General features: G+C 66.0%; 17 protein-coding genes. 9 read left to right on the forward strand and 8 right to left on the reverse strand.

Annotated elements, in window-relative coordinates:
* Positions 1 to 108 precede the first annotated feature (108 nt).
* Positions 109 to 627, forward strand: a complete 519-nt coding sequence (locus AB4118_RS02680) for a GNAT family N-acetyltransferase (RefSeq protein ID WP_441488254.1) — start codon at positions 109 to 111, stop codon at positions 625 to 627.
* Between the two features lie 10 nt (positions 628 to 637).
* Here AB4118_RS02680 and AB4118_RS02685 read toward each other — a convergent pair whose 3' ends face one another.
* The 3 genes from AB4118_RS02685 to ygfZ are packed head-to-tail and all read right to left on the reverse strand — an operon-like array spanning position 638 to position 2741.
* Positions 638 to 1234: a YfbR-like 5'-deoxynucleotidase gene (locus AB4118_RS02685; RefSeq protein ID WP_441488255.1), complete on the reverse strand. Its 597-nt coding sequence runs from the start codon at positions 1232 to 1234 to the stop codon at positions 638 to 640.
* A 2-nt stretch (positions 1235 to 1236) separates the two neighbouring features.
* Positions 1237 to 1860 carry a DNA-3-methyladenine glycosylase I gene (locus AB4118_RS02690; RefSeq protein WP_441488256.1) on the reverse strand — a complete coding sequence of 208 codons (624 nt, stop codon included), beginning with the start codon at positions 1858 to 1860 and terminating at the stop codon, positions 1237 to 1239.
* Positions 1857 to 2741 carry a CAF17-like 4Fe-4S cluster assembly/insertion protein YgfZ gene (gene ygfZ, locus AB4118_RS02695; RefSeq protein WP_441488257.1) on the reverse strand — a complete coding sequence of 295 codons (885 nt, stop codon included), beginning with the start codon at positions 2739 to 2741 and terminating at the stop codon, positions 1857 to 1859. The genes AB4118_RS02690 and ygfZ overlap by 4 nt, the downstream gene beginning before the upstream one ends.
* A gap of 97 nt (positions 2742 to 2838) precedes the next feature.
* Between ygfZ and AB4118_RS02700 the strand changes: the two genes are divergently transcribed.
* From AB4118_RS02700 to AB4118_RS02725, 6 genes are all read left to right on the forward strand, one after another.
* Complete coding sequence (locus AB4118_RS02700; protein ID WP_441488258.1) at positions 2839 to 4176, forward strand: dihydroorotase; 1338 nt, start codon at positions 2839 to 2841, stop codon at positions 4174 to 4176.
* 146 nt (positions 4177 to 4322) lie between these two features.
* The gene (locus tag AB4118_RS02705; protein WP_441488259.1) at positions 4323 to 4985 is read left to right on the forward strand and encodes a dihydrofolate reductase family protein; all 663 of its coding nucleotides are present in this window, start codon (positions 4323 to 4325) and stop codon (positions 4983 to 4985) included.
* A 119-nt stretch (positions 4986 to 5104) separates the two neighbouring features.
* Positions 5105 to 5533, forward strand: coding sequence for a YciI family protein (locus tag AB4118_RS02710; RefSeq protein WP_441488260.1), 429 nt, complete (start codon positions 5105 to 5107; stop codon positions 5531 to 5533).
* A 97-nt stretch (positions 5534 to 5630) separates the two neighbouring features.
* Positions 5631 to 6050: a YciI family protein gene (locus tag AB4118_RS02715; RefSeq protein WP_441488261.1), complete on the forward strand. Its 420-nt coding sequence runs from the start codon at positions 5631 to 5633 to the stop codon at positions 6048 to 6050.
* A gap of 54 nt (positions 6051 to 6104) precedes the next feature.
* Positions 6105 to 6893, forward strand: a complete 789-nt coding sequence (locus AB4118_RS02720) for an alpha/beta fold hydrolase (RefSeq protein ID WP_441488262.1) — start codon at positions 6105 to 6107, stop codon at positions 6891 to 6893.
* A gap of 54 nt (positions 6894 to 6947) precedes the next feature.
* Positions 6948 to 8216 (forward strand): RNA polymerase sigma factor, encoded by a 1269-nt coding sequence (locus tag AB4118_RS02725; RefSeq protein WP_441488263.1) that lies wholly within the window; start codon positions 6948 to 6950, stop codon positions 8214 to 8216.
* Between the two features lie 107 nt (positions 8217 to 8323).
* On the opposite strand, the gene AB4118_RS02730 is transcribed toward AB4118_RS02725, so the two are convergent.
* From AB4118_RS02730 to pdxH, 5 genes are all read right to left on the reverse strand, one after another.
* Positions 8324 to 8593, reverse strand: a complete 270-nt coding sequence (locus AB4118_RS02730; RefSeq protein WP_441488264.1) for a hypothetical protein — start codon at positions 8591 to 8593, stop codon at positions 8324 to 8326.
* A gap of 185 nt (positions 8594 to 8778) precedes the next feature.
* The gene (locus tag AB4118_RS02735) at positions 8779 to 9219 is read right to left on the reverse strand and encodes a TIGR02301 family protein (protein WP_441488265.1); all 441 of its coding nucleotides are present in this window, start codon (positions 9217 to 9219) and stop codon (positions 8779 to 8781) included.
* Positions 9216 to 9695, reverse strand: a complete 480-nt coding sequence (locus AB4118_RS02740; RefSeq protein ID WP_441488266.1) for an NUDIX hydrolase — start codon at positions 9693 to 9695, stop codon at positions 9216 to 9218. Before AB4118_RS02740 ends, AB4118_RS02735 begins: the two co-directional genes overlap by 4 nt.
* Positions 9692 to 10468 carry an SDR family NAD(P)-dependent oxidoreductase gene (locus AB4118_RS02745; RefSeq protein WP_052514014.1) on the reverse strand — a complete coding sequence of 259 codons (777 nt, stop codon included), beginning with the start codon at positions 10466 to 10468 and terminating at the stop codon, positions 9692 to 9694. The genes AB4118_RS02740 and AB4118_RS02745 overlap by 4 nt, the downstream gene beginning before the upstream one ends.
* 12 nt (positions 10469 to 10480) lie before the next feature.
* Positions 10481 to 11095: a pyridoxamine 5'-phosphate oxidase gene (gene pdxH, locus AB4118_RS02750; protein WP_441488267.1), complete on the reverse strand. Its 615-nt coding sequence runs from the start codon at positions 11093 to 11095 to the stop codon at positions 10481 to 10483.
* A 127-nt stretch (positions 11096 to 11222) separates the two neighbouring features.
* On the opposite strand from pdxH, the gene AB4118_RS02755 reads away from it, so the two are divergent.
* Together AB4118_RS02755 and AB4118_RS02760 are read left to right on the forward strand one after the other, a co-directional pair.
* The gene (locus tag AB4118_RS02755) at positions 11223 to 11687 is read left to right on the forward strand and encodes an RT0821/Lpp0805 family surface protein (protein ID WP_441488268.1); all 465 of its coding nucleotides are present in this window, start codon (positions 11223 to 11225) and stop codon (positions 11685 to 11687) included.
* Between the two features lie 147 nt (positions 11688 to 11834).
* Positions 11835 to 12752 (forward strand): DnaJ C-terminal domain-containing protein, encoded by a 918-nt coding sequence (locus tag AB4118_RS02760; RefSeq protein ID WP_069879466.1) that lies wholly within the window; start codon positions 11835 to 11837, stop codon positions 12750 to 12752.
* The last annotated feature ends 15 nt before the right edge of the window (positions 12753 to 12767 follow it).

Below are 12767 nucleotides of genomic sequence, written 5' to 3' on the forward strand. Positions count from 1 at the left end.
TAGCCGCGGGAATGCTTGATGACTTTTGCCAAAATAGAATAAATCGGCATTCACCCTCTGTCCGCTTGCGTGCAACATCGGAGCGCGGAAAGGCAGGACGGATCGACGATGACCAAGGTAGCAGGATCTCACTGGCGGACCATGACCGTGTCCGATCTCGACGCTGTCGTCGCAGTGGCGGCCGAGGTTCATCCGGATTTTCCGGAGGAGGCCGCCATTTTCGCCGAGCGGCTGAAGCTGTTTGGCGATGGCTGCCGGGTCCTGGACATGGGGAGCGGGATCGCCGCCTATCTGCTCAGCCATCCCTGGCGCGAGCTCGAGCCCCCAGCCCTGAACGCGCCGCTCGGCGCGCTGCCGCCCGCTCCCGGGACCTTCTACATCCATGATCTCGCGCTGCTGCCGCAGGCGCGAGGCACCGGCGCCGCTGTCCTGGCGGTCGCGGATGCACTCAGGCTCGCTCAAAAGTTCGGGCTGCCGAGCCTGTCGCTCGTCGCGGTCAATGCCTCTGTCGGCTTCTGGGGCAAGCAGGGTTTTTCGGTCGTCGTCGACCCGCGGCTCGAGGCCAAGCTTGCGAGCTATGGCAGCGATGCGCGTTTCATGATGCGCCCGGTCGCCGGGGCGGATTGAGCCGAGATCGCTAAACGAGGGCCTGAAAGCGCTCCAGGAAGCGCGCTTGCGCGAGTTCGGTCGACAGTGGCCTCAGCCAGTCCGTGACCTCGCGCGGCAGCGGCTTCGGCCGGCCAAAGAAGATCAGAGCTTCCTCGCGGTCGAAATCGGCGAGTTCGGTCGCCTCGAGGAAAGCCGAGATCTTGTCGGCGTCCTTGGTCTTCCGCGCCAGCATGGCGGGCGTCGCCGCCGGCAGGCCGAAGCGCAGATGGATCGCGGCAAGCAGGCGGAGCTCGACGCTCTTATAGGCGTCGCCCATCACCACCTTGAAGGGCGAGATCATGTCGCCGATGACATATTCCGGAGCGTCGTGCAGCAGCGCCATCAGCCGCCAGGGCTTTGACCAGTCCGGATTGAGGTGGCTCGCGATCGCCTCGACCAGCAGGCAGTGCTGCGCCACCGAGAAGGAATGCTCCCCACGCGTCTGGCCGTTCCAGCGCGCGACGCGAGCCAGACCATGCGCGATATCCTCGATCTCTATATCGAGCGGGGAGGGGTCGAGCAGATCGAGCCTCCGGCCCGACAGCATGCGCTGCCAGGCGCGGGGTGGAAGCGGCGCCTTGGCCATGCTCAGGCCGGAACGCGGATGTCGCGGGCGAGCACGGCGCATTCCTCGTAGCGGAAACAGCCGGTCAGATGGTCGTTGACCAGTCCGCAGGCCTGCATGAAGGCGTAGACGATGGTCGGGCCGCAGAAGGTGAAGCCGGCGGCCTTCAGCTCCTTGGAGATCGCCTTGGAGACCGCCGTCTCGGCCGGCACCTCCTCATGAGTCCGAAAAGCGTTCTGGAGGACGCGGCCGTCGAGATGGCGCCAGAGGAAATCCGAGAACTCGCGCCGTTCGCTGATCTCGAGATAGGCGCGAGCGCTCTTGATCGTGCCCTCGATCTTGCCGCGATGGCGGACGATGCCGGCATCGCCGAGCAGCCGCTGGACATCGGTCTCGGTGAAGCGAGCAATCGCCTCCGGCTCGAAACCGGCGAAGGCCGAGCGAAAACTGTCGCGCTTGCGCAGAATGGTGATCCAGGCGAGGCCAGCCTGAAAGCCGTCGAGGATCAGCTTTTCGAACAACGCGCGCGAATCATATTCCGGCACGCCCCATTCGGTGTCGTGATAGGCGAGATAGAGCGGATCGGTCCCCGGCCAGATGCAACGGAACTTGCCGTCCGGGCCTTCGACTGCTGCGCGTCCGCTCATGCTGCTGCTCCAAAGCCGGGCTCGCCGGGGAAGGGGAAGCGGATAAAGTCCGGCTTCTCCAGGGTAAAGGCCACGCCGCCGCCTTCGAGTCCTTCGCCAGCGGCCATGGCGTCGGCGACACGGTCGAGCCGCAGCATGGCGAGGCCGCGCCCCTTGGCGCAGGAACCGATGCGGCCGAGCACCTTGCTACCGGCGGTCGCCTCGACGCCCATCTCGGGAACCAGTCCCTCGGTAAAAACCACCGGCACGATGCGGGTCCGGGCGGTGCCGCGATGCTGCATGCGCGACACGACCTCCTGGCCGATATAGCAGCCTTTCTTGAAGGAGACGCCGCCAAGCTGGTCGAGCAGCGCCTCATGCGGAAAGGTGTCGCCATAGGCGAAATCCCTGCCGCCATCGGGAATGCCGAGCGCGATGCGCCTGGCGTGATAGGCATCGGGTTCGGCGCTGGCGAGCGAGCCGACGTCGTTGCGGTCAGTGATCGCGCGCTCGCCGAGCGCCGGCAGGCGCGGGTCGGCATAGACGAGGCCGGCATCGTCGGGGAGCGAGAAACCGCCGCTCGATGCGACCACGGTGGCCACCTCGGTGAGATCGTCGAGCGCGACCTTGGCGCGCAACTTGTAGAGCTTCAGCCGCTTCATCAGATCGGGAACCTGCAGCAGCGGCACGTCGAGGAGAAAACCTCCGCGTTCCTCCTCGGGCACCGCGACCACGAGAAAATCGCTGATGATCTTGCCTTGCGGTGTCAGGAGCGCGCCATAGCCGGCATGGTCCGGTGTCACCGCGTCCATCTCGTTGGTGACGATGTTCTGCAGGAAGTCGCGCGCGTCTTCGCCGCTGACGCGAATGACGCCGCGATCGACCAATCGGGTTGCAGGCATGGTGAAGCTCGTTTCTGATCGCTGCCAAGGGCTGGACGCGGGTCCGTTCGATAGGTAGGCCGCTTCAGCCTCATCCTCAACCAGCAGGACGCCTCCGATGCCGCAGAGCTATGATGTCATTCTGAAGGGCGGCACCGTCGTGAATCACGATGGCCGTGTCCAGCGCGACCTCGGGATTACCGGCGGCAAGATCTTGGCGCTCGGCGATCTGTCGCAGGCTTCCGCAGGTGAGACGGTCGATTGCCGCGGCCTGCATATCCTGCCGGGCGTCATCGACAGCCAGGTGCATTTCCGCGAGCCGGGGCTCGACCACAAGGAGGATCTGGAGACTGGATCGCGCGCCGCTGTGCTCGGCGGCGTCACGACCGTCTTCGAGATGCCGAATACGATCCCGCAGACCACCGACGAGGCGTCTCTGGCCGACAAGGTCAGGCGCGGTCGGCACCGGATGCATTGCGATTTCGCCTTCTGGGTCGGTGGCACGCATGAGAACATTGCCGATGTGCCGGAGCTGGAGCGCCTGCCGGGCGCGGCGGGCATCAAGGTCTTCATGGGTTCCTCCACCGGCTCGCTGCTGGTCGAGGACGACAAGGGCGTCAGTGAGATCCTGAAGCGCACGCGCCGCCGCGCGGCCTTCCATTCCGAAGACGAGATGATGCTGCGCGAGCGCATGGGCCTGCGCATCGAGGGGGATCCGTCGAGCCATCCGGTCTGGCGCTCGCCCGAGGTCGCCCTGACCTGCACCAAGCGACTGGTGCGGATTGCACGCGAGACCGGCGCGCGCGTTCACATCCTGCACATCTCGACCGGCGAGGAGATGATCTTCCTCAGGGATCACAAGGACGTCGCGACCGTCGAGGTGCTGCCGAACCATCTGACGCTGGTCGCGCCGGACTGCTACGAGCGGCTTGGCACCTATGCCCAGATGAATCCGCCGATCCGCGACGACAGCCATCGTCGGACGATCTGGTGGGGGCTGGAGCAGGGCATCGTCGACGTGCTCGGCTCCGACCATGCGCCGCATACGCATGAGGAGAAGCATCATGCCTACCCTGCGAGCCATTCCGGCATGCCGGGTGTGCAGACGCTGGTCCCGATCATGCTCGACCATGTCAATGCCGGGCGGCTTTCACTGGAACGGTTCGTCGATCTGACCAGCCATGGCCCGCAGCGGATCTTCGGGCTCGAGGGCAAGGGGCGGATCGCGGCGGGCTATGATGCCGACCTGACCATTGTCGACCTGAAGCGCCGCGAGACCATCACCAATGACTGGATCGCCTCGCGCTGCGGCTGGACGCCCTATGACGGCGTCACCGTGACCGGCTGGCCCGTCGGCACCTATGTCCGCGGCCGGAAGGTGATGTGGGAGCGCGAAGTGGTGACGCCTGCGCAGGGCGAGCCGGCGCGCTTCCTGGAGGCGCTGCCGCGCGGCTGATCTTTTTTGCGCGATCGTGTCGATCGTGCGCTGCCCCGTTCGACGTATTGGCGAGGAGCAGGGGAGGCCGCAGGTCATTGCGGCTTCCCCGGAGCCCCTGACAATCGCGCGGGGGGCACGGCTCCCGCCCAACGGGAGATCCGAAGATGCGAAACGTCGTTGCCGCCACATTCCTGTCCCTAGACGGCGTGATGCAGGCGCCGGGCGGCCCCGAGGAGGATAGCTCAGGTGGCTTCAGCCATGGTGGCTGGACCTTCCACTACTGGGACGAGCCGATGGGCGAGGTCATGGAAAAGGCCTTCGCCGAGGAATTCGACCTGCTGCTCGGCCGCAAGACCTACGACATCTTCGCGGCGCATTGGCCGCATGCCGGCGACGACCCGGTCGCCATGAAGTTCAACGCCTGCATCAAATATGTCGCGACCTCTGCGCCGAAGACGCTGAACTGGCAGAACTCGGTCGCGCTACGTGGCGATATCGCCGCCGAGGTGGCGGCGCTGAAGCGCCAGGACGGTCCCAAGCTCCTGCTCCAGGGCAGCAGCGAACTGATCCAGCTGCTGCTGGCGAAGGACCTGATCGACGAGTTCAACCTGCTGATCTTCCCGGTGGTGCTCGGCGCAGGCAAGCGGCTGTTCGGCGAGGGCACCATGCCCGCTGCCTTCACGCTGGTCGAGAGCAGGGTTTCGAGCACGGGCGTGATCATGGCGACCTATCGTCGAGCCGGTGCGGTTACGACCGGCTCCTTCGCGCTTGAGGCGCCGAGCGAGGACGAGATCGCGCGCCGCGAGAAAAATCTCAGCGCAGCCTGAAAAAAGTTTCGGCGCGTTGTCGATTCCGGAGCGCGCCGTTCGACGTGAGGACAGAGAGCGGGAATTCTCCGCTCTCCGAACCAAAGTCAGAACCCACCCACCCCATCAGGAGAAGACCGATGCGCTTCATGATCATCGTCAAGGCGACCCAGGATTCCGAAGCCGGCATCATGCCGAGCGAGGAACTGCTGACCGCCATGGGCGCCTATAACGAGCAACTGGTAAAGGCCGGCATCATGCTCGCCGGTGACGGGCTGCATCCCAGCTCCAAGGGCGCACGCATCCGCTTCTCAGGCGCCAAGCGTGCCGTCGTCGACGGACCTTTCGCCGAGACCAAGGAACTGATCGCCGGTTTCTGGATCTGGCAGTGCAAGTCGATGGAAGAGGCGGTCGAATGGGTCAAGCGCTGCCCGAATCCAATGACAGGCGATTCCGAGATCGAGATCCGCCGGATCTTCGAGGCCGAGGATTTCGGAGAGGCCTTCACCCCGGAGCTGCGCGAGCAGGAAGAGCGCATCCGCGCCGAGGCCGCGAAAAAGTCCGGCTGACGCGTCGATTTCGCGACGCGTCGATCGACGTGTCCTCAGGAGCGGCGGGGCACAAGGCCCCGACCGGCTTCGGACCACCGACTCCAGGAGCAAATCCATGCGTTACATGATCATGGTCAAGGCGACCAAGGACAGCGAAGCGAGCATCTTCCCGGAAGATGACAGTCTGATGGCGGCGATGGCGGCCTATCACGAGGAGCTTGCCAAGGCCGGCATGCTGCTCGACGGCTCCGGCCTGAAGCCGAGCTCGAAGGGCTGGAGGATCAAGTACTCGGCCGACGGCAAGAACCGCGTCGTTGACGGCCCCTTCGCCGAGACCAAGGAGCTGGTCGCCGGTTACACCGTGATCAAGGCCAAGTCCCGCGAGGAAGCGCTCGAATGGACGCGGCGCTTTCCCAGGCCCTTCGAGCCGGGTCAGGAGTGCGAAATCGAGATCCGCGAACTCTATGAGCTGGAGGATTTCGAGCAGTTCGAATCGGTCGAGCGCTTCCGGGAAATGGGCATCGGCGGTGAGTGACGGCGGGACGATACCTGCCGCTGCGTCTTGCGCCATCGGTCTGTGGAGGCTTTCATGAATACGGTCTTGTCCAAGGATGGCACCGCCATCGCCTATCAGCGCTTCGGTTCCGGCCCGGCGGTCATCCTCGTCGACGGCGCGCTCTGCAGCCGCGCCTTCGGGCCGATGCCGAAGCTTGCGCCGCTGCTGGCGGAGCGCTTCACCGTCTTCGTCTATGACCGCCGCGGGCGCGGCGATAGCGGCGACTCGCCGACCTATGCCAAGCAGCGCGAGATCGAGGACATCGCTGCGCTCGTCGCCGAGGCGGGCGGCGAGGCAGCGGCTGTCGGCCTCTCATCCGGCGCCGCATTGGCGCTTGAAGCTGCCGCCGCAGGCGTGCCGATTCGCCGGCTTGCGCTGTACGAACCGCCTTATCTCGCCGCTGACAAGGAGGGCCGGCAGCCGCCGCAGGACTGCCCCGGCAAGCTCAGGGCGCTGATCGCCGCGGGCCGGCGCAGCGCCGCAGTGCGCTTCTTCATGGTCGATATCGTCGGCATGCCGACATTTGTCGGCTGGCTGATGCGGCTGATGCCGGGCTGGTCCAAGCTCAAGGCAGTGGCCCATACGCTGGTCTACGACACGACGATCATGGGCGATTTCACGGTGCCGGCCGAGCGCCTCGCCAAGGTCGCAGTTCCGACGCTGTTGCTTGCAGGGGAGAAGAGCCCGCGCTCGCTGAGAATGGCGGCGCAGGCTGCGGCCGATTCCGTTCCGGGAGCCAGTCACGCCGTGCTGAAGGGGCAGACGCACAATGTCTCGCTGCCGGTGTTGGCGCCGGAGCTGGAACGCTTTCTCGCGGCCTGACGACAGACCGGACGGCTTGCGCAGCAAGGGCCGAAATGGTGTGTATCGTCCGTCATGTTGGCGAGCGATGCACACCGCACCATTGAAACGGTCTGGCGAATCGAGGCTCCCAAGCTGATCGCCGGGCTGACGCGCATCACGCGTGATGTCGGGCGCGCCGAGGAACTGGCGCAGGATGCGCTGGTCGCAGCCCTGAAGCAGTGGCCGCAAGACGGCGTACCGCGCAATCCGGGCGCCTGGCTGATGCAGGCGGGCAAGCACCGCGCCCTCGACGGCTTTCGCCGCGACAAGCTTCTCGCCCGCAAGCATCAGGAGCTTGGCCACCAACTCGAAACCGAGACGACGCCCGATCTCGACGCCGCGCTCGATGACGATGTCGGCGACGATCTGCTGCGGCTTGTCTTCACGGCCTGCCATCCGGTTCTCTCGACGGAGGCGCGCCTTGCACTGACGCTGCGACTGCTCGGTGGACTCACCACCGAAGAGATCGCGCGGGCCTTCCTGGTGCCTGAGCCAACCATGGCGCAGCGGATCGTGCGGGCGAAGAAGACGCTTGCCGATGCCAAAGTGCCCTTCGAGGTTCCGCATGGCGCGGAATTGGCCGAGAGACTCGAGTCGGTGCTCGAGGTCGTCTACCTGATCTTCAACGAGGGCTATGCGGCAACAGCCGGCGAGGACTGGATCCGGCCGGCCCTGTGCGAAGAAGCACTCAGGCTGGGGCGCATCCTGGCCGAGCTCGCGCCGCAGGAGCCCGAGGTCCATGGACTCGTAGCGCTGATGGAGATCCAGGCGTCGCGCCTCAGGGCCAGGGTCGGCCCGAGCGGCGAGCCGATCCTGCTGCTCGACCAGAAACGCGCTCGCTGGGACCATCTTCTGATCCGCCGGGGCTTTGCCGCGATCGAGCGGGCCCGCGCGATCGGCGGCGCGATCGGTCCCTATCTGCTCCAGGCCGAGCTAGCCGCCTGCCATGCGCGGGCGCGCACCGCGGAAGAGACGGATTGGGTCCGCATCGCCGTGCTTTATGGCGCGCTGGCCGCGATCCACCCGTCGCCGATCGTCGAACTCAACCGGGCGGTGGCGATCAGCATGGCCGAGGGGCCGGCAGCCGGGCTTGCCGCGGTCGAACGACTGGTCTTGGAACCTTCGCTGAAGAACTACCATCTGCTGCCGAGCGTACGCGCCGATCTGCTCGGCAAGCTCGATCGGCATGGCGAGGCGCAGGCCGAGTTCGAGCGCGCGGCGGCGATGACGAGGAATGTGCAGGAGCGAACATTATTGCTCGCTCGCGCAGAGAATGCCCGCCGGGCCGCTAGCGGCGCCTAGGCAAGACCAGAGCATCAGACCGGACAGTGGGATCCACTTTTCGGAGAAATCCGATGCGGGGCAAAGAGATGGGCCGCCACAGTACGTCCGGTCGGACGCATGGCGATCTAGTGCCGTGTGCCCATCGTGAAGGCGCCGCAGCGGACCTTTTCCGCCAGGGTTTCGGCGAAAACAGCTGTGGCTTCTTCGCCATAGGTCTCGACCAGCGTGCGAAAGGCCGCGAAGAGAGCGGCGTGAGCCAGCGCATCGCTGTCGAGCCCGTCCTGCTGCGCCTCGTTGAAGGCGTCCTCGACATAGCCATAGGCGACGCGGCGTGCATCTCCCGGCTCGTCGGTGAGCATGGGATCGAGCTGCAGATCGTCTGGACGGATGGACATGAAGGCACGGACTCTGCGGCTGGTCACAAAGGACCGGCGCGTACCCGAGAATCAGGCCTGCGCCGGGGCGATCGACTGCCTCAGATTCATACGCATCAGGGAAGGCTGGCGCTACCGCGGTGTTTAAGAAAGGTTAATTTGACCGCGCGAGTTTTGAGAAAGACACAGTTTCGTCCCGATGTGACCTATCCGCCATAGCGGCCGGCGAGGGACCGGGCCAGACGGTCGCCTTCGGCGGCGAGTCGCCGTGCGGCCTCCTGGCTGCCGCCAGAACAGCTCCGGTGGGTCGCCGCATAAGCCCGGAAACCGCCGTTATAGGCACTCATCAGCCGTTCCCGCCGCTGTGGCGTGCGTCCTTCGGCCTCGATCAGCGCAGTCATGCGCTCACGCCAGACATCGGCTTCCTTGCCGCCGCACAAGGTCCGCAAATAGGCAAGCGAGCCCATGATCTCGGCGAGTTCGAGCAGTTGCGGTTCGTAAGGCGGAGGCGGCGCCTCGGGGGGCGGCGTGGCCTGGGTCGGCGGCTGCGGCGCCGATTGCTGGCGTTGCCCCTGTGCAACGGCGTGACCGAACGGCGCAACCGCCAATGTCCAGGCGAGCAGGAGCGCGAGGCGGGCGCAGGTCACGGCCGCTGCCCGCCGTTCTGCAGGATGGCATGGGCGTTCCGCAGCACGTCACCGAGTTCGCGCGTCGTCGCCAAGCCTCCGAGTTTGAGCGGATCGGCCCACATCACGGCGCCTGCCTCAGGGCCGGGCTGCGGCTCGCCGGAAATCCATTCGCCGACGAATGAGGCGATGACGAAATGATGCGTCACCGAGCCTGCCGCATCACGTCCGAAAATCTCGACATGCCGGTTGAAGCCGAGAATGGCGGCCTTGACCCCGACCTCCTCCTCGAGCTCGCGCAGTGCGGCCGCTTCAAGCGTCTCGCCTGCTTCGACCTTGCCGCCGGGGAGTGACCAGAGCTGGTCGGCCGGCGGCTTGGTGCGGGTTGCGAGCAGCACCTTGCCGTCGCGGAAGACCGCGAGGGACGCGGCAAGCGTTGGGCGCGCCGCCTTGGCCTGCGTCGGAAAACGGATGACCTGGCCGCCTTGGCTCTTCACACGTGCTGCCCGCCATTGATGTGCAACTCGGCGCCCGTGACATAGGACGAGGCGTCGGTGCAGAGGAAATGGATCGCCTTCGCGACTTCCTCCGTCTTGCCGAGCCGGCCGAGCGGCAGCGTCGCGACGATCTTCTCGGTGCCGGGCGAGAGGATGGCAGTGTCGATCTCGCCGGGCGAAATCGAGTTCACCCGGATGCCGAGCGGGCCGAAATCGGCGGCCATCTCGCGCGTCAGGCTGGCGAGCGCAGCCTTCGAGGTGGCATAGGCGGCACCGGCGAAGGGGTGGACGCGGGAGCCGGCGATCGAGGTGACGTTGACGATCGTGCCCCTGGCGGCGGTCAGCTCGTCCAGCAGGCCGCGCGCCAGCATGATCGGCGCGAAGAAGTTGACCTGGAAGACCTGGTGCCAGTCATTGAAGGAGGTCGTGGCAGCGCCCAGGCGCATGCCCTTCGGCCCCTTCGGCGAAATGCCGGCATTGTTGACCAGCGCATTGAGCTTGCCGCCCTCGGCCGCCAGCCGCTTCTTGATCTCGGCTATGCCACGCATCGTGTCCTCGGGGTCGCCGAGATCGATCTGGACATGATCGTCGGCGCCTGAGGGCCAGGGGCATTTATCCGAGAAGGCCTGGCGCGAGCAGGACAGGATGCGCCAGCCCGCCATGGCGAACTGCATCACCGTGGCGTGGCCGATCCCGCGGCTCGCTCCGGTCAGGAGCATGACCGGGCGCTTGCCTGCCTCGGTCTTGGGGAAGTCGAATTTCGGCATGGCCATGCGGTCAGATCCTCAGGGGTAAAGGCGGGTTCGCGTCCACGGCTCGGCGGCCGAGGCACGGCGGAAGACCACACGATCGTGCAGGCGGAAGGCGCCGTCGCGCCAGAACTCGATATAGACCGGGTCGATGCGGAATCCAGTCCAATGCGGCGGGCGCGGGATCGTGCTGAGACCGAATTTCGCGGCATAGCTCGCCACGGCCTTCTCGAGCGCGAAGCGGCTCTCGAGCGGGCGCGACTGCTGCGAGGCCCAGGCTCCGATGCGGCTGTCGCGCGGGCGAGACTGGAAATACGCATCGGCCTCGGCGTCGCTGACGATCGACACGGGTCCGCGAATACGGACTTGCCGGCGCAGGCTCTTCCAGTGGAACAATGCGGCCGCCTTGCCCTGGCCGAGAAGCTCCTCGCCCTTCTGGCTTTGGGTGTTGGTGTAGAAGACGAAGCCGTCGCGATCGTGCCCCTTCAGCAGGACCATGCGGACATTGGGCAGGCCCTCGGCATCGACCGTCGAGAGTGCCATGCCGTTGGGGTCGTTCGGCTCGGAGCGCGCGGCCTCCTCCAGCCAGCTCGCGAACAGGGCGAAGGGTTCATCGACTTCGGTGAAGTCACCCGGCGTTAACCGTTCCACGTGTCTAATCCTCGGCAAGTTCTGGTTAAGCGTCGGGCGAGCGCAATCTGTGATTTGGTGTTGGACTGCGAGTTTATATAGGCCAGCCCGGGCGGCGAACCAAAGCCTCGATCGGCGCGCTGCGCCCATGCGTCCGGCTGCGGTCGCCGCCGTGCTGCTGCTCGCCGTTGCCAGCGCCGGCTGCTCGGTCTCCTTTCCGATCCTCGGCCTGTCGAGCAAGTCCGAGGACGAGGTGGCGATGACGACCACTTCGACCCTGCCGGCGCGCGGCACGACGAAGCCGAGCGTGCTTGGCGCCCTCTCCACCGAACTCGGCCCCGAGGATCTGCGCCGTGCCGATGGGGCGATGGCGCTGGCCCTCGACCCCCAGGGCAATGGCGCAGCGGTCAACTGGGATAATCCGCAGAGCGGCATGAAGGGATCTTTCACGCCGGTCGGTGGGCCGTTCCTGCGCTCGGACGAGATTTGTCGTGCCTTCATCGCCAATGTCCAGACGCAGACCAGCCCGGTTCGGCTTCAGGGCACGGCCTGCCGTCCGTCCGGTGGAGAATGGGCAGTCAAGGAAACGCAACCCTGGAAGGGGTTGAGCTAGCATAGGCTGCCGGATCCGGCCTGCGGCCGCGCTGGGAAGGAAAACGTTGCATTCCCGCCACAGTCTCCCCACATAGCGGGCGGAGCTGTTCCGGCGTGCCGTATCGGGCGCGGGAAACAGCGTCTCGTCGAAGAGTGGGGTTCATGCATGCGCGATCCGTATCAGGTCCTGGGCGTCGCCCGTGGTGCCAGCGAAGCTGAAATCAAGAAAGCCTATCGCCGTCGCGCCAAGGATCTGCATCCCGACCGCAATCAGGATGATCCCAAGGCGCAGGACCGCTTCTCGGAGCTCAACAGCGCCTATGAGATCGTGGGCGACGAAACCAAGCGCAAGCAGTTCGACCGCGGCGAGATCGACGCCGACGGCAAGCCGAAATTCCAGGGCTTCGAGGGCATGGGCGCCGGTCGGGGCGGGCGTGCCGGCGGGTTCGAGTTCAATTTCGGCCATGGCGGCGGCGCGGCGTCCGGGCGTGGCGGGGCCGATCAGGGCTTCGATCCGGCCGATATTTTCGGTTCGCTTTTCGGTGATGCGGCCCGCCGCGGCGGCGGCCGGGCTCGGCATGAGCCCCAGAAACCGCCGGAGCAGAGCTTTTCCCTGAGCGTCTCGCTTGCCGAGGCCGCCACGGGCGCTACCCGCCGTGTGAAGCTGCCGCATGGGCGCGAGGTCGAGGTCACGATTCCCGAGGGTGTTGCGGACGGCAAGGTCATGCGGCTACGCGGCCTTGGCCAGACCGATCCCTTCTCGGGCGAGGCTGGCGACCTGCTGATGACGATCAAGGTCAAGCCCGATCCGCGCTTCACGATCGAGGGCCATGATCTGCGTACCCGCGTGGCGGTTCCGCTGGCGACGGCCGTGCTGGGCGGGCCGCTGCATGTGCCGACCCTCACCGGAGCCGTGGAGATGAAGATTCCGCCGCTAACCGGTACGACGAAGCAGTTTCGCCTGCGCGGCAAAGGGCTGAAGGGCGAGAAGGGTCATCACGGCGATCTCTTCGTCGCAATCGACATCGAGATGCCGGAGAAGGATCCCGAACTGACGGCGCTGATGAAGGCGCGGAGCGAGTAAGCGAGCAACTGAGCC

Origin of the sequence: Allobosea sp. 2RAB26 (genome assembly GCF_052115465.1) — a bacterium.
GTDB lineage: Bacteria > Pseudomonadota > Alphaproteobacteria > Rhizobiales > Beijerinckiaceae > Allobosea.

Excerpts from the sequence above, each read along its gene's own strand:
- AB4118_RS02680 (WP_441488254.1), top strand. The coding sequence starts at position 109 with ATGACCAAGGTAGCAGGATCTCACTGGCGGACCATGACCGTGTCCGAT.
- AB4118_RS02685 (WP_441488255.1), bottom strand. The coding sequence starts at position 1,234 with ATGGCCAAGGCGCCGCTTCCACCCCGCGCCTGGCAGCGCATGCTGTCG.
- AB4118_RS02690 (WP_441488256.1), bottom strand. The coding sequence starts at position 1,860 with ATGAGCGGACGCGCAGCAGTCGAAGGCCCGGACGGCAAGTTCCGTTGC.
- ygfZ (WP_441488257.1), bottom strand. The coding sequence starts at position 2,741 with ATGCCTGCAACCCGATTGGTCGATCGCGGCGTCATTCGCGTCAGCGGC.
- AB4118_RS02700 (WP_441488258.1), top strand. The coding sequence starts at position 2,839 with ATGCCGCAGAGCTATGATGTCATTCTGAAGGGCGGCACCGTCGTGAAT.
- AB4118_RS02705 (WP_441488259.1), top strand. The coding sequence starts at position 4,323 with ATGCGAAACGTCGTTGCCGCCACATTCCTGTCCCTAGACGGCGTGATG.
- AB4118_RS02710 (WP_441488260.1), top strand. The coding sequence starts at position 5,105 with ATGCGCTTCATGATCATCGTCAAGGCGACCCAGGATTCCGAAGCCGGC.
- AB4118_RS02715 (WP_441488261.1), top strand. The coding sequence starts at position 5,631 with ATGCGTTACATGATCATGGTCAAGGCGACCAAGGACAGCGAAGCGAGC.
- AB4118_RS02720 (WP_441488262.1), top strand. The coding sequence starts at position 6,105 with ATGAATACGGTCTTGTCCAAGGATGGCACCGCCATCGCCTATCAGCGC.
- AB4118_RS02725 (WP_441488263.1), top strand. The coding sequence starts at position 6,948 with ATGTTGGCGAGCGATGCACACCGCACCATTGAAACGGTCTGGCGAATC.
- AB4118_RS02730 (WP_441488264.1), bottom strand. The coding sequence starts at position 8,593 with ATGTCCATCCGTCCAGACGATCTGCAGCTCGATCCCATGCTCACCGAC.
- AB4118_RS02745 (WP_052514014.1), bottom strand. The coding sequence starts at position 10,468 with ATGGCCATGCCGAAATTCGACTTCCCCAAGACCGAGGCAGGCAAGCGC.
- AB4118_RS02755 (WP_441488268.1), top strand. The coding sequence starts at position 11,223 with ATGCGTCCGGCTGCGGTCGCCGCCGTGCTGCTGCTCGCCGTTGCCAGC.
- AB4118_RS02760 (WP_069879466.1), top strand. The coding sequence starts at position 11,835 with ATGCGCGATCCGTATCAGGTCCTGGGCGTCGCCCGTGGTGCCAGCGAA.